At 49.5% G+C, this 15794-nt stretch carries 15 protein-coding genes; 13 read left to right on the forward strand and 2 right to left on the reverse strand.

What is annotated here, in order from left to right; genetic code table 11:
• Positions 1–165 precede the first annotated feature (165 nt).
• Positions 166–519 (reverse strand): hypothetical protein, encoded by a 354-nt coding sequence (locus CBE68_RS08525; RefSeq protein ID WP_087505663.1) that lies wholly within the window; start codon positions 517–519, stop codon positions 166–168.
• On the reverse strand, positions 509–901 hold the full coding sequence (gene fliS, locus CBE68_RS08530) for a flagellar export chaperone FliS (RefSeq protein WP_087505664.1): 393 nt from the start codon (positions 899–901) through the stop codon (positions 509–511). The genes CBE68_RS08525 and fliS overlap by 11 nt, the downstream gene beginning before the upstream one ends.
• A gap of 314 nt (positions 902–1215) precedes the next feature.
• Here fliS and CBE68_RS08535 point away from each other — a divergent pair, with 314 nt between their 5' ends.
• From CBE68_RS08535 to fliN, 13 genes are all read left to right on the forward strand, one after another.
• A complete protein-coding gene (locus CBE68_RS08535; RefSeq protein ID WP_371870485.1) occupies positions 1216–2670 on the forward strand; it encodes a sigma-54 dependent transcriptional regulator in 1455 nt (484 codons plus the stop codon).
• A gap of 134 nt (positions 2671–2804) precedes the next feature.
• Positions 2805–3893, forward strand: coding sequence for a sensor histidine kinase (locus CBE68_RS08540; RefSeq protein ID WP_087505666.1), 1089 nt, complete (start codon positions 2805–2807; stop codon positions 3891–3893).
• Between the two features lies 1 nt (position 3894).
• Complete coding sequence (locus tag CBE68_RS08545; protein WP_087505667.1) at positions 3895–5271, forward strand: sigma-54-dependent transcriptional regulator; 1377 nt, start codon at positions 3895–3897, stop codon at positions 5269–5271.
• A 125-nt stretch (positions 5272–5396) separates the two neighbouring features.
• Positions 5397–5726 carry a flagellar hook-basal body complex protein FliE gene (fliE, locus tag CBE68_RS08550; RefSeq protein ID WP_087505668.1) on the forward strand — a complete coding sequence of 110 codons (330 nt, stop codon included), beginning with the start codon at positions 5397–5399 and terminating at the stop codon, positions 5724–5726.
• Positions 5727–5743: 17 nt separating this feature from the next.
• A complete protein-coding gene (gene fliF, locus CBE68_RS08555) occupies positions 5744–7456 on the forward strand; it encodes a flagellar basal-body MS-ring/collar protein FliF (RefSeq protein ID WP_087505669.1) in 1713 nt (570 codons plus the stop codon).
• A gap of 69 nt (positions 7457–7525) precedes the next feature.
• Positions 7526–8515: a flagellar motor switch protein FliG gene (fliG, locus tag CBE68_RS08560; protein WP_371870486.1), complete on the forward strand. Its 990-nt coding sequence runs from the start codon at positions 7526–7528 to the stop codon at positions 8513–8515.
• A gap of 55 nt (positions 8516–8570) precedes the next feature.
• Complete coding sequence (locus CBE68_RS08565; protein WP_158100547.1) at positions 8571–9473, forward strand: flagellar assembly protein FliH; 903 nt, start codon at positions 8571–8573, stop codon at positions 9471–9473.
• Positions 9451–10794 (forward strand): flagellar protein export ATPase FliI, encoded by a 1344-nt coding sequence (gene fliI / locus CBE68_RS08570; RefSeq protein ID WP_087505672.1) that lies wholly within the window; start codon positions 9451–9453, stop codon positions 10792–10794. Before CBE68_RS08565 ends, fliI begins: the two co-directional genes overlap by 23 nt.
• Complete coding sequence (fliJ, locus tag CBE68_RS08575) at positions 10794–11240, forward strand: flagellar export protein FliJ (protein ID WP_087505673.1); 447 nt, start codon at positions 10794–10796, stop codon at positions 11238–11240. Before fliI ends, fliJ begins: the two co-directional genes overlap by 1 nt.
• A gap of 140 nt (positions 11241–11380) precedes the next feature.
• Positions 11381–13696 carry a flagellar hook-length control protein FliK gene (locus CBE68_RS08580; RefSeq protein WP_087505674.1) on the forward strand — a complete coding sequence of 772 codons (2316 nt, stop codon included), beginning with the start codon at positions 11381–11383 and terminating at the stop codon, positions 13694–13696.
• A 58-nt stretch (positions 13697–13754) separates the two neighbouring features.
• A complete protein-coding gene (gene fliL / locus CBE68_RS08585) occupies positions 13755–14261 on the forward strand; it encodes a flagellar basal body-associated protein FliL (RefSeq protein ID WP_087505675.1) in 507 nt (168 codons plus the stop codon).
• Positions 14262–14270: 9 nt separating this feature from the next.
• Positions 14271–15341, forward strand: a complete 1071-nt coding sequence (fliM, locus tag CBE68_RS08590) for a flagellar motor switch protein FliM (RefSeq protein WP_087505676.1) — start codon at positions 14271–14273, stop codon at positions 15339–15341.
• The gene (gene fliN, locus CBE68_RS08595) at positions 15338–15760 is read left to right on the forward strand and encodes a flagellar motor switch protein FliN (RefSeq protein WP_087505677.1); all 423 of its coding nucleotides are present in this window, start codon (positions 15338–15340) and stop codon (positions 15758–15760) included. Before fliM ends, fliN begins: the two co-directional genes overlap by 4 nt.
• Positions 15761–15794: the final 34 nt, after the last annotated feature.

The following is a 15794-nucleotide window of genomic DNA, read 5'->3' on the forward strand; positions in this document are numbered from 1 at the left end:
TTCAGTTAAAGTGCTGTGGCAAGGATGGCTCAAATTACAAGCCATCCTTGAAGGGTACGAGCTAGCCAAGTCTCTTGAACTCTAAGATGTGATCAAGAGACAGGCCTGTGGCTGCTTTTTTTATTGTCTTTACTATGCCTGCGACGATTTGTCAGCAAAGTGATTTCAGCGAACTTTTTTGATTTGCTGGTAAGCGTTGACGCCAGCGGACGTTTGTCTCAACGCCAAAATGCCTTGTTTGGCGCTCTCTTTTTGTGATTCTGCTTGGCCAATCGCGCGCTTTGTCATTAACGAAATCTTTCTCAGCAGCGGTTCTATTTGAGCTTGATTTTGCGCTGTTAACTGAGCGCATAACTCACGAGCTATGCCGTCTAGTAACTGCGCTTGAAAGTTAATCTGTTCGGCGTATTTGGCGATGTCCTTGTCATCAACAGCTTCAGTAAGAGCTTCAAACGCGGCGTCCAATCGTTCTGTAATTATATCTAATTGGCTGCTGGCATCAGGTTGGTTAGTTGCCATGATGAAATTCTTGTGGGATGCCGTCCCAACCTTCTTTGATTTCACGAATAATGCCTGATATTTCATCGACATGAGCTTTATCAGATTCGATGTTGGCGATAATCAATTTTTGCGTGCAGTAGTCATATAAAACGTCAAGGTTGCCAGCAATGCTACCCCCTTTATCCAAGTCGAGGCTGGCTTTCAGTACGTCTAACAATCTGATTGCCTTGCTGATGCTCTCGCCGCGCAACTTAACGTCTTCACGATCAATGGCAACCGATGCGGCTGCCAAGTGGCCCAATACATGCTGAAACACCGCTGCGACCTGCGCATGCGGAGACGCTTCTTGTAGCGAAGCGACGGTATTTTTTCGATATTGCTGAATAGAGTGTCGAGCCATTGGGTATCACTTTTAATTTATGGGCTAAATACTAATCTGAGCCAGAATAATCAATCGGCATGCCGATTTTTTGTCAATCTGAATCAATCAAGCAAAGATTATACCGAGATGATTACAACAAAGTTTAGATCAAATCGGTATGTGCTCTAATGCGCCATGTCGCATAACTCACAGCTTGGTAAAGTGATTTGCGAGCGATAGTTGCCATGCTTTTGACTTTGGTTAGAATACGGTTTGCGTACGTCAAAAACTTGAACATAAAGCGTTGGATAAACTGACAACAATAATGAGCAAGGCAGCCAAGGTAATCAACAATAATGCACGGTAACTCTGAAGTACTAGTGATCGATGATCACTTGAAGCGTCGACAACAACTTGAGCTCCTTTTGGAATTCGTCGGTGAACCCTGCAAACTGGTCGATTCAGCCAATGTTGGTGAGGTACTGACGTCTCAGGTCGCGTGGCGCAGTGTATTGGTTGGTCAAGTTGATGCTGGTGGTCAGGCTGGTCTAGTGAAACAACTCGCTAGCGAATACAAAGCACAGCCTTTTCTGTTAATCGGCGAAGGCGATGAAAGCCTTAGTCTGTTGCCGAACGTCATCGGTGCGGTACTTGAACCGTTTAGCCATGGCCAAATGACACAAATGCTGCATCAGTGTCAGGACTATCATCTAAAAGCCCCTGCTGCGACAAAACCAACCAATCAACACCAAGAAATTCTATTTCGTAGCTTGATTGGCCGCAGTTCTAGCATTCAACAAGTTCGTCAACTGATTCAACAGGTTGCTGGCACTGATGCCAACGTCCTGGTGTTGGGAGATTCGGGCACCGGTAAAGAAGTTGTCGCCCGCAACATCCACTATTTATCGGCTAGGCGCAAAGGCCCATTTGTGCCGGTTAACTGTGGCGCTATTCCAGCTGAACTGCTTGAAAGTGAGTTGTTTGGCCATGAGAAGGGAGCCTTCACCGGAGCCATCTCCGCCCGAAAAGGCCGTTTTGAAATGGCCCAAGGTGGTACTTTATTCCTCGATGAAATCGGTGATATGCCGCTAAACATGCAAGTAAAATTGTTGCGGGTTTTGCAGGAGCGATGTTTTGAACGCGTGGGTGGTACTACGTCGATTACTGCTGATGTCCGCGTTGTCGCTGCAACTCACCGTAACTTAGAAGGCATGATTGAGCAGGGTGATTTCCGAGAAGATTTATTCTACCGCTTGAATGTCTTCCCAATTGAAATGCCATCACTGAAAGAGCGCAGTGAAGATGTTCCTTTGCTGATGCAGGAGTTGATCGAGCGGTTAGGCGCCGATCATAAAGCCGGTGTTCGTTTAACTGAGCTAGCTCTTGAATCACTGATGAAGCATGACTGGCCGGGCAATGTTCGTGAGCTCGCCAACTTGGTAGAACGGTTAGTGATCCTGTTTCCAAACGGTATGGTTGACGTTAACGACCTACCTCAGAAATATCGGCACCTCGAAGCACCAAGCTATGAGCACGAGTATGATGAGTCGTTGTTAGAGCAGGAAATGTTGAACGAGGTGTTCCAGACCGAAGTTTACGTGCCGCCCGAAAATACCGTCTCAACGCAGTTGCCGCCAGAGGGTGTTAACCTCAAAGAGATGATGACTGAGCTAGAAATCGACATGATCCGACAGGCTTTGGATACCACCGATTGGGTTGTTTCGAGGGCGGCCGACTTGCTCGGTATGCGTCGTACCACGCTAGTGGAAAAGATGCGTAAATACTCATTGTCTAAAGATACCGCCTAATCCTTCTTCTTATATGAGGTGTCATCATTATGACACCTCAGAAATGTTCATTAACCACTTGATTTTCATATATAAAAAAGTTGGCATGCTGGCTGCATTGGACTGTTAGATTCAATTATCTGACAGAGGCCTGTATGCAGTCATCAAATCCTCTTGGGTTATCTCAGCCTAACTCGACGATGCCGTCGTCGATGGCCAGTTCGCTATTGTCCGGGGAACGGACTGAACTACTGGCTCATTTAGTTGATGAACTGCCGTCTGGAATTGTCGTGCTGGACGATCAAGGGGTAGTGACCGACGCTAATCAAGCCGCTATTGATATGCTCGGCGAGCCGCTGACAGGAATCCGTTGGCGTAACATCAGTGAACGCTCTTTTCGTCCCCGCGAGGATGATGGCCATGAAATATCACTCAAAGATGGCCGTCGTATCAAGTTTGTGACCCGTGCTATCCAAGGTGGCAAAGGTCAGCTCATTGTATTGACCGATTTGACCGAAACGCGGCAATTACAAGAGCGAGTTGCGCATATGCAGCGTTTATCGTCGCTCGGTAAAATGGTGGCTTCACTGGCTCACCAGGTTCGAACGCCGCTTGCTGCGGCAACCCTGTATGCGGCTAACTTGGGTAATGAGTCACTTAATGCCAAGGCTCGGCAGAAATTCCAAGGAAAGTTACTCGATCGGCTCAAAGATCTGGAAAACCAAGTGAACGATATGCTGCTTTTTGCCCGCTCTGGCGAGGGACTGGCGGCAGGCGAATTGTCTTGTCAGCAGTTGCTGACCTCAATTGAAAACTCTGTTGAAGTGATGATGCTGCAGCACAAAGCAAATCTTATTGTGCGCTTACCGGAACCAGATTTGATGCTAACGGGCAATAGCAATGCGCTATCCAGTGCTATTAGCAACTTGGTACATAACGCATTGCAAGCTGACGCCAACCGCATACAAATTAGTGCCAATCAATCTGATGATGGCCGCCTAGCGATTTGTGTTAGCGATGATGGCAGTGGTATCCCTGAGTCATTGATTCAGCAAATTCAACAGCCATTTTTTACCACTCGGAGTCAAGGTACTGGATTGGGTTTGGCCGTTGTCCAAGCTGTTGTCCAAGCCCATCAAGGGCAGTTAACCATTCGCTCTAAACCCAATTTAGGAACCCAGGTTTGCATTGATCTGCCCCTGGCTAGCCATCAACCAAGCGCCAACGCGGTAGGAGAACAGTAAGATGACTGCACACGTATTAGTTGTCGAGGACGATGCCGGCTTACGAGAGGCGCTGGTCGATACCTTAGAAATTGCTGGCTACAACTGCACTGAAACAGAGAGTGGCGAGGAAGCAATGCTGGCGTTGAAAGAGCCTGTGTTCGATATCGTCGTTTCTGATGTTCAAATGCAAGGAATGGATGGCTTGGGCTTATTGCGCTCGATTCGGGCAAAGTACCCTCAGCTACCAGTGTTATTGATGACTGCCTACGCCAATGTTCAGGACGCGGTGACTGCCATCAGAGATGGCGCGACTGACTATTTGTCAAAACCATTTGCCCCGGAAGTTCTGCTCAATCAGGTCAGCCGCTATGCGCCTGTTGCCCAAGCGGAACCATTACGGCCAGTGGTTGCGGATGCTAATTCGAAAGCATTACTTGATTTGGCTGCGCGGGTTGCTCAATCCGATGCCAGTGTCATGGTGCTGGGGCCATCTGGTGCTGGTAAAGAAGTACTAGCACGCTATATCCACGACTGCTCTCCCCGTAATGAAGAGCCTTTCGTTGCCATCAACTGCGCAGCGATTCCAGAAAATATGCTTGAAGCCACCTTGTTTGGTTACGAGAAAGGTGCGTTTACTGGTGCCATACAAGCGTGTCCGGGCAAGTTTGAACAAGCGCAGGGAGGAACCTTGCTGCTAGATGAGATCACCGAAATGGAGTTGTCACTGCAAGCGAAGTTGTTACGGGTGTTGCAGGAGCGAGAAGTAGAGCGCTTAGGGAGTCGCAAGACGATAGATTTGGATGTCCGCGTTTTGGCAACCAGTAACCGAGATTTGCAACAAGCCGTTGCTGAAGGGAAGTTCCGCGAAGATTTGTTCTATCGCTTAAATGTCTTCCCATTGACTTGGTTGCCACTGGCCCAACGCGCCGCCGATATTGTTCCGCTTGCTAAACATCTAATCAAAAAGCACTGTAAACGCTCAGGTCAAGCAATTCCGGCATTGACCAAAGCAGCATGCAACAAACTCAGCAGCTACCATTGGCCAGGAAATGTCAGAGAGCTTGATAATGTTATCCAACGAGCGTTGATTCTCCATCATGGTGATATTCAAGAGCACGACTTATTGCTTGAGTTGCAATCGCCAATGGTATCGAACGTTACCGCAGTGCAACCAGCGGTTCCGATGGAGCAAGCGCATGCATTAGCTGATGCGGCAGTCGCTGCTGATGATTTAGGTAGCGAATTGCGTCATCAAGAGCATCACATCATCCTGAAAACGCTAGCTGAATGTGGCGGAAAACGATCGGCTGTCGCTGAAAAGCTAGGAATTAGTGCTCGCACCTTGCGTTATAAAATTGCTCGGATGCGCGATCAAGGTATTGAAATACCAGCGTAATTTATTTCGTTTAACTGAAAAAAAGCAGCCTGTTGGCTGCTTTTTTTCGTGGTTGGCAAAGTCCTTGCAAAAACACCTTTAGACTGAACTAACTGCCAAGAAATTGGCAACCAGAGGATTTCGTCATGAAGGTGATGGCCAACGACGTTTTTCAACAGATGCAAGGTATGAAGCTCGAGGCGAATAGTAATATCGTTGAGCGCACAGCCATTGCTCCGTCAAATAATTCTTCTGTCGATTTTGGCAACTTGCTTCGCCAGGCCATCGACAACGTCAATGAACTTCAAGCTGACTCCAAAGCCAAGGCCACAGCCTTTGAAATGGGGGATCGTTCAGTTTCGCTTGGTGACGTGATGATTGCGTCGCAAAAATCGGGCGTTGCCTTCGATGCAACTGTTCAGGTGCGCAATAAGTTGATGGAAGCGTACAAAGAAATTATGAGCATGCCGGTGTAAGTTAAGGAGATCATCTCGTGGCAGAAGCAGTGACCGACAACACCGACATCGTCGCCAGCAACAATGCTGATAATAGTGCGATTGACTCGGAGCCAAGTAAAAACAAAGTGCTAGAAGGTTTGGGCAATATCGACTTGATGCGTCAAGTTGTCATCATATTGTCACTGGCGATCAGCTTAGCACTGTTAATTTTCGTCATGATGTGGGCTTATGAGCCGGACATGCGCCCGTTGGGTAAAATGGATACCGAAGAGCTGGTTGAAACGCTCAATTTTCTTGACCAAAACAAGCTTGATTACAAGATTGACGGCAACACCGTGATGGTCAAAATGTCGGAATATCAGAACATTCGCTTATTGATGACCCGCGCAGGCTTAATCAACGACTCTGAAGCTGGCGACAACATATTGATGCAAGATATGGGTTTTGGCGTATCTCAACGCTTGGAAGGCGAGCGTTTGAAGTACAGCCGAGAGCAGCAGCTGGCAAAAGCTATTGAAGCGCTAAATCCTGTCAAAAAAGCCCGGGTATTACTGGCTATTCCGAAGCAAAACGTCTTTGCTCGCCAAACCAAACAACCATCTGCCACTGTGGTGGTTAGCCTTGCCAGCGGTCGTGCGCTGTTGCAAGAAGAAGTGGATTCCATCGTTGATATCGTTGCATCGGCCGTCCATGGCATGGCGCCGGGCCGAGTCACGGTGACGGATCAAACTGGCCGATTGTTGAATTCAGGCTCTCAAGATCCACTGAGCATGGCACAGCGTCGTGAATATGAGTTGGAGCGCAAGCGCGAACAAGAGTATCTCGAGAAAATCGACACCATTATGATCCCCACCGTTGGCATTGAGCGCTACACCGCACAGGTTGACGTTGATATGGACTTTACTGCGGTCGAGCAAACTCATCGCAGCTACAATCCCGATTTACCTGCGATTCGCTCTGAAATGACCGTAGAGAATGTCAATTCTGGTGATTTGGCTGTCGGCATTCCTGGGGCGCTGACTAACCAGCCACCGCTGGATGCCAATATCCCTGAGGAAGCCGCTGGTGGAGAAGGTCAAAGCACGCCAACCAGTTCGCATCGTGAGGCAACTCGCAACTATGAATTGGATACCACCATTAGCCATACGCGCCAGCAAATCGGTGTCATCCGCCGGCTCAGTGTGTCAGTAGCGGTGGACTACAGTGATTCAGTTGACGCCGAAGGTAACCCAACAACGACACCACGGACCCAGCAAGAACTCGACAACATTCGCCGGTTGCTACAAGGCGGGTTGGGTTTCTCCCTCCAACGTGGCGATACCCTGGAGGTGGTGACGGTACCATTTGTTCGCCCAGATTTAGGGTTAATGGAAGAAAAAGCGTTCTACGATACCGAATGGTTCCGTTACTCGATCAAATGGTTCATGTTGGCATTGGTATGTATTGCTCTCATCCTTGGCGTCATGCGGCCGATGTTGAAACGCCTGACCAGCAGCGATGAAGTTCAAGATGACGCGTTGTTACTTGATGGTCCTGTAGCTGGCAAGCTCGATGACACCATGCTGGCAGCGCAAGAAGCATTGCTTGAGGCGGATAACGACGAGCTGATTAGCACGCTCACCAGTGGTAGACTGGAACTGCCTGACTTACACCGCGATGAAGATGTGCTGAAAGCGGTGCGGGCGCTGGTTGCCAATGAGCCTGAACTGGCAGTTCAAGTGGTGAAAAGCTGGCTCGAAGATTCGTAAGGTGAGGACAGAGTAATGGCTGCAAAAGAACAAGAAAACAATACTGCTGAGCCGCCTGAGCTGGAGGGGATGACGGGGTTTGATAAAACCGCCATCTTGCTGCTCAGCCTGACCGAAGAAGACGCCGCGTCAATTCTTCGCCAATTGGAGCCCAAGCAAGTCCAGAAAGTGGGTATGGCAATGGCCGGTATGACCGACTTTACCCAAGAACGGATCACCGCGGTTCATAAACTATTTCTCGACGATATTCAGAAGTATTCATCGATTGGTGTCGATAGTGCTGACTTTATTCGTAATGCACTAACCAAAGCACTCGGTGAAGACAAAGCTGGCAACTTAATCGACCAGATTATCGCGGGTGGCGGCTCCAAGGGCTTGGATTCCCTGAAGTGGATGGATGCTCGCCAGGTAGCCAGCATTATTCAAAACGAACACCCACAGATCCAAACGATTGTGATGTCTTATCTTGAGCCTGAACAATCGGCTGAGATCATGTCGCAGTTCCCAGACAAGGTTCGGCTCGATTTAATGATGCGAATCGCCAATCTTGAAGAAGTACAACCAGCAGCATTGCAGGAGTTGAATGAGATTATGGAGAAACAATTCGCGGGTCAATCAGGTGCGCAAGCAGCCAAGATGGGCGGCTTGAAAGCTGCCGCTAACATTATGAATTACCTCGATACCACTATCGAAGGTCAGCTGATGGATATGCTGCGCGAGAGTGACGAGGAAATGGCGCAGCAAATTCAAGACTTGATGTTCGTCTTCGAGAACTTGATTGATGTTGACGACCGCGGTATCCAGGCGCTGCTTCGCGAAATCCAGCAAGAAGTGTTGCAGAAAGCCCTCAAAGGCTCCGATGATCAGCTCAAACAGAAATTCTTCACTAATATGTCCAAGCGGGCAGCCGAGCTGTTGGCAGATGATCTCGAAGCCATGGGCCCAATTCGGGTTGCCGATGTTGAAGCAGCACAAAAAGAAATTCTTTCCATTGCCCGACGCTTGGCTGACTCCGGAGAGTTGATGCTCAGTGCTGGTGGTGGTGACGAGTTCGTTTAATTAGCATAGCGACCAGTTTACATCCATGGCCATTGACCCGACGAATGAGACGACAGTGACAGAGCCTGACGAACAACAAAGCATCACCCCCAGCCAAGAAAGTGAAGCTGAGCTTTTGGCTCGCTGGGATCTGCCGGATGTTACCGTAGAAGAAGAAGTCGTCAGCAATGCCATGAACGTTAGCTTTTCGCGGACTAAAGCTGACCAACAAAATGAGCAGCTGGTCGAAGAAGCGCCAGTACTGACAGCCGAAGCGTTAGAAGAAATCCGTGCTGCGGCCCGAGAAGAGGGATTCGCCGAAGGGAAACAAGAAGGCTTTATCAAGGGCCATCAGCAAGGAACTGAATCTGGTCATGCCGAAGGTCTGAGCCAAGGTCTCGAAGAAGGCAGGCAGCAAGGATTAGCGCAGGGCCAAGCAGAAATAGAAGAACGCCTGCAGCACTTTGATGCCCTGATGCGGGGCCTTTATCAACCACAGCAACAACTTGATCTGCAAGTAGAGCGAGAGCTTGTGCAGCTGGTCACGGCAGTGGCGCAAGCGGTCACTCGCCATGAGCTGAACACCAATCCTCAACTGATCCTCAACACCCTCAAACAAGGCGCAGAACTGTTGCCATTCCAGCAACAGCGAGTGAGGGTGCAGCTCCACCCTGCTGACATGGAAGTGGTTCAAAATAGTTATTCCGACGAACAAATTCAACAACGCGGTTGGCTGTTGGAGCCTGAAGCTGGATTAAATCGCGGTGATGTTCGAATGATGACCGATCAATCAGATGTGTCTATCGACATGGAACAGCGGCTGGCAAAGGTCAGCGATGTATTCCTCGCTCAGTTGCAGCAGTTAGAGCAACCGCAACAGTCAATGCCAAGCAATAGCGAGGCCGACGCTCAAGTGGCAACAACTGATTTGAATCAACCGCCAGAGAATTCTGAAAATGGCTCTGAATCAACGTCTTAGTGCTTACCATCAGGGCGTTCAACCACAGCCTCCAATCATGTCGGGGCGACTGACTCGCGTTGTTGGATTGACGTTTGAAGCAGTTGGTTGTCGAGCTGCGGTAGGGGATGCCTGTGCCGTTGAAGTCGCTGGCGGCAGTATCACTGCTGAAGTCATTGGTTTTGATGGCGGTACCTTGTATCTGATGCCTTCTGATGATGCTCAGGGCGTGGTTCCTGGTGCTCGGGTCACTCCGCTCGGCCAAGTCGATGGCATTCCGTTGAGTATGTCGTTGCTCGGTCGGGTGATTGATGGCGCCGGTAAGCCGCTGGACGGCCTGGGGGCGATTTACAGCCAGCATCATGCTTCGGGCAAAGCAAAAGCGTTCAACCCGTTGTTACGCAAGCCTGTGGCGCAGCCGCTTGATGTTGGTGTTCGTGCCATTAATGCCATGAATACCGTTGGTCAGGGCCAGCGGATGGGACTATTTGCTGGCTCCGGCGTCGGCAAAAGTGTGCTGATGGGAATGATGACCCGAGGTACCGCTGCCGATGTTGTCGTGGTCGGGCTGGTTGGTGAGCGGGGCCGCGAGGTCAAAGAATTCATTGATGAGATCCTAGGGCCCGAAGGTCGTCAACGGGCGGTGGTAGTCGCGGCTCCTGCCGACACCTCTTCACTAATGCGACTCAAAGGCTGTGAAACGGCGTTAACCATTGCGGAATATTTCCGCGACCAAGGGCTCAACGTATTGCTTTTGGTTGATTCATTGACCCGTTATGCCCAAGCACAACGGGAAATTGCCTTAGCGGTTGGTGAGCCCCCGGCAACCAAAGGTTATCCGCCCTCGGTGTTTGCTAAGTTACCCCAATTGGTTGAACGTGCAGGTAATGGTGGTGAAGGGCAAGGCTCGATCACCGCGTTTTTTACCGTGCTAACCGAAGGTGATGACTTACAAGATCCGATTGCCGATGCTGCTCGAGCGATCCTTGACGGCCATATTGTGTTGTCTCGTCACCTCGCTGATGCTGGTCACTACCCGGCCATTGATATCGAAGCATCCATCAGCCGAGTGATGCAGCAAGTCACGAGCAATGAGCATTTAATATGTGCTCGCATGGTTCGCCAAGTTTACTCCGCATACCAAAGCAATCGTGACTTAATCAATATTGGCGCTTATAACAAAGGCTCCGATCCCAAAGTCGATGCCGCCATTGAATATCTGCCCATTATTGAACGCTTCTTGCAGCAGGAAATGGTTGAAGTCACCCCCTACGATGCCAGCTTGCAGAAACTTGCTGAGCTGGCGGCGACGATGACACAACGGCTTGGCGGCGTGGGCTAATGGCGAATATCAAACAATTAGAAATGATCGTCAAGCTTCGCGAAGAGGCTGAAACCAAAGCGGCGCAACTGATGGAGCAAGCCCATCAGGCGTTTGCCGATCAAGAACAACAACTCAACACCTTGCGTCGTTACCGTAACGATTACTTGCAGAAACTCACCCAACAGGGGGGCGAAGGGTTATCGGGACAAAGCTTCACCCAATATCAGCAGTTTGTCATGCGCTTAGATGAGGCCCTGGGTCGTGCAGAACAATCGACCAACATCGCCCGGCAGGTCTATCAGCAACGTCGTCAGGGCTGGCTCGATGCTCGCGCTGAGAAACGCGCTATCGAGGTCTTGATCGAACGTGAGCAAGCACAACAAGTTGCCTTGCAAAACCGCCGAGAGCAACACCAACTAGATGAATTTGCCAGCCGCAGTTTTATTCGTCGCAGTAGTCATTAACCTCCAGCAAGTCTAAGTCCCCTTCCGCTTATTATTCATCAATTGGTACGAGTTTTGCTGCTGGTATCGGTGGCAACGTTTTATAGCCGTTAATACGGCAACAATTAGCGCTGCTGATGGGTTATCTTTGAGGAATACTTATGTTGTATGTTGCGCCATCGAATGCTTCTTCTGACAATTCTGTATGGTCTTCGGTCGATTCGGAGTTGACCGGCGGAGAAGGGCTTTTTGCCAGTCTTTTTAGTCAGTTAGGAATTGATGGGGAGGGGCCGGAAGAGCAACTAAATGCGTTGGCCAAAGTGCTTTCGAGTGACGCTCAAAACCAAACATATTCAGTTGAGCAATTGAAAACTGATATTGCCGATTTGTTTCATCAACAAGGCAAAGTCTTGCCACCTATCTCTGCTGAGCATTCAGAGTCGAAGCAGTTGTTAGGATTGCTGTCGCAATTTTTCCAAGACAGCGATGGTAAAAATGTTGACCTTACTTCTGGAAATGAACTGGCCAATCAGCAAGCCAGTATCGGCGGTATCATCTTTGATGAGTTAGCCAACCCTGAAAGCCAATCTGCACAGCAACACTTGAGCCTAGAGCAGTTGCTGTTGCAACAACAACCAGAACAATCAACTAACGCTGAAAACCTTAATAGTGGCGGTTCTGAAGAGCTACTGGATGAAGGTGCTGCTTCGCCTATCGCTACTAACTTATTGCAGCTGTGGCGTCATCAGTGTGGCGTTGATGGTGGCAATGGCAATGCCCAGTTGAAGGACGCTGAATCCCCCGATGAAACTGATGGCGAGTTCAGTCATGATGATAAAGGCGATACGGGATCCACAGCCTTCGATATGGGGTGGCGCCAATCCTTAATCCGCAGCCAAGGCGAACCGGCAGTCGATAGTGCTAACAACGGTGAAGCGAATGCTTCGAAAATTGACCAGCAATTATTAAGCGGTGACTCAGAAGAGCAACAGGCGCTCGAGCCGGAATCCAGCAAAATTGCGCAAAAGAACAGTCAATCACTTCAAGCTGGCAACAATAATACCAGCGCTAGTATTGCTGCAGGAGCGCCCGTCACCGACCACGAGCTAGGACAAAAAGCCAGTCAAGTTGGTGGATTAGCCGAACAACAGACGCTGCAATCATCCGCAGCAAAATCTCTGGCGACTCAGTCGGTCGCCGCCGGTGGTTCTGAACAATTCATCCAAGTATCGGAGCTCACGGCATCGGAACTTGCGGCCAAATCTTCGCTGAAAGTTGAGTCTTCACAAATCGCACCAGAGGCTCAAAAAGTTGCTGCTGATGTCCATGCACAAACCTTGGCGACAACCAATTCGGCACAGCCTAAACGCACATTCGAATCGCAATCAGTTTTAGCTGCAGAAAGTCGAGTTTTGTTTGAGGCTGGGCATGGCAAAATCGCAGCACCTGTTGATGGCACTGAACAAGAGTTAACAGAGCTTGAGTTAACGGAGAACGAGATTGAAGCCACAATGGCCAAACGCACAACAGCTGACGGATTTGAAGTCAAGGGCCTGCCAACCCAACAATCAGCCGCGGTTAATATTGCGATGGTCGATGGCAATGGTCAGCATAAGTCGGCAGAACAACAACTGATGGCGGCGGCCTTAACATCGCCGCGAGACGACAATCAAAAAACATCATCATCTGCTGTCGTTACCCAAGTGGCTCAGCAGCAAGTGAGCCAACTTCAGAGCAATGACCGTAAGCAAGGGCAGGCCAAAGCCGCCCACCAAGTCGAATTGAGCAGTCAAGTCAACAGTAACTCTGGTGATGTGTCAGATGAAATCAAACTGGAAACTAAGACAGATGAGCCGCAGTTGTCGCGTCTCGCAACCAGCTCCACCAATACAAGCATTCAGGGCAACTTACCTCATAGCTTTGACGGTTTTACGCCAACGCAATTCAATCAATCGCTATCTTCACAGCTATCGGCCAATCAATCAGTGTCAGCTAGCCAAGAGCCATTAAGTCACGCCCAGCAGTTGGCTCAAGTTCAAGAAAAAATGCAATTGTTGCAGGACAAGTTAGCCCCCGTGTTGGGGCAACGCTTGATGATGATGATGGATAAGCAGATGCAGCAAGCAGAGATCCAACTCGATCCACCTGAGTTGGGCAGCCTGATGGTGCGAGTGCAGGTCCAGAACGACCAAGCGCAGGTGAGTTTTGTCGCCCAATCGGCACAAGCTCGAGATGCAATTGAACAGGCCATACCAAGGCTACGAGAAATGATGCAGCAACAACAGCTGGAGCTGACTCAAGCCAACGTTTCTCATCAGCGCCAACACGGAGGCCAGGGAGGTCAGAGTGGCCAAGAACAGCAATCTGGGCAGCGCCAGCAACAAGATGCAAACGGTGTTGATGGTCAGATAGTAGCCGAAAACAAAGAAACTCAGCATGTAATTCTCAAAGCAGGCATGGTGGACTTCTACGCCTGATGAACGCTGTGTTAATCTAGCGCCAAATTGGCACCGATAAAAACAATCAGGATTGGATATGGCTGAAGAAGTTGAATTGGAAGTAAAGCCCGGGAAGAGCAAGTTACTGATCATTGTCGCACTTGTGGTTGTTGTATTGGTTGGCGGTGGCTTGGCGGCCTGGTTTTTGCTAGGTAGTTCTTCAAGTGACGTAGATCCGGCAGCGGCCGAAGACGTCGCACCAAAAGCAACACCAGCACAAATTGGTGATGCGCTTTATGTCGCTATGCCGCGAGCGCTTGATTTTATGATTCAAGGAGCTCATCGGCCAAGAACGGTTCAGATCAAGGTGCAATTGTTAGTGCGTGGTCAAGATGCCGAGCAATTAGCTCGTAAGCACGTTCCCTTGGTTGAAGCGACGTTACACAAAACGTTTAGCGCCACAACTGAAGAAGAGTTGGTGTCGTTGGCAGGTAAAGAGAGACTTCGCGAGCAGGCTCTAAGTGATGTTCGTGAGACCTTTCTTCGAGTGGAAGGGCAAAATGTGGTTGAACAGGTGTTGTTTACCGGTTTTGTCATTGAGTAGGGCAAACATGTGACCGATCTATTATCCCAAGACGAAATTGATGCGCTATTACACGGCGCCGATGAAGTCGAAGAAGAAGAGATAGAAGAAGGTGGCGCCGAAGGCGTCATGGAATACGACTTTTCGTCTCAAGATCGGATTGTCCGGGGTCGTATGCCGACCCTCGAAATTGTCAACGAGCGTTTCGCTCGCCACATGCGCATTAGTTTGTTCAACCTGATGCGGCGTTCTGCTGAAGTGTCGATCAACGGCGTTCAGATGATTAAGTTTGGTGAGTACGTCCATACCCTGTTCGTGCCAACTTCTCTCAACATGGTTCGCTTCCGGCCACTCAAAGGCACCGCACTGGTGACTATGGAAGCCAGACTGGTGTTCGTTCTGGTGGACAACTTCTTTGGTGGTGATGGTCGCTATCACGCCAAGATTGAAGGTCGGGAGTTTACCCCAACTGAACGTCGAATCATTCAAATGCTGCTCAAGCTGGTCTTTGTCGACTATAAGGAAGCGTGGGCGCCGGTGATGGACTGTGAGTTCGAATACCTCGATAGTGAGGTGAACCCAGCCATGGCAAATATCGTTAGTCCCACCGAAGTCGTGGTGGTGTCATCATTCCATATTGATTTGGATGGTGGCGGCGGCGATTTCCACATCGCCATGCCGTACTCGATGTTAGAGCCGATTCGTGAACTACTTGATGCGGGTGTCCAAAGTGACAAGGAAGATACGGATTTGCGCTGGGCCATGGCACTACGCGATGAAATTATGGATGTTCCGGTCGACGTCAAAGCCAAATTATTGGATACCGAAGTGTCGTTGCGCGACATTATGAATTATAAACCCGGCGATATTATCCCGGTTGAAATGCCCGAAGCGGCAACTGTATTTGTTGAGGACTTACCGTCCTTCCGAGCAACAGTTGGGCGTAGTAATGACCAAATGGCTCTGAAAATAAAAGAGAAAATCAAACGGCCGACTGGGGTTAAGAGTGAACTCGCATTGGTTACCCGTGGTGGTGTTCGCATTGATGGTCAGGCTGATATTGAACGTCTGGAACAAACCCTGGACGAGGAGGACATATGAGCGATGAGAATGACAAGGTCGATGATCAACAGGTCGCCGACGAATGGGCTGAAGCCCTAGCACAGCAAACCTCCGATGGTTTTGGTAATGAAGCCCTTGAAGCACAACCAGCGGAGTTGCAGGAGTTTGATCAAGAGTCTGAAATAACACCGGAGGAAAAACGCCGGTTAGAAAGTATTTTGGACATACCGGTTACCATTTCGATGGAAGTGGGGCGCAGCAAAATCAATATCCGCAACTTGCTGCAACTAAACCAAGGCTCGGTGGTGGAATTGGATCGAGTGGCTGGTGAACCGCTCGACGTTTTGGTCAATGGTACGCTGATTGCTCATGGTGAAGTTGTTGTGGTAAACGACAAATTCGGTATTCGTTTGACTGATGTTATCAGTCAGACCGAACGTATTAAGAAATTGCGCTAAGCGCGACCGCACCTTTTGAGGTGCGGTTTTTTGT

The organism is Neiella marina, assembly GCF_002165625.1.
GTDB lineage: Bacteria > Pseudomonadota > Gammaproteobacteria > Enterobacterales > Neiellaceae > Neiella > Neiella marina.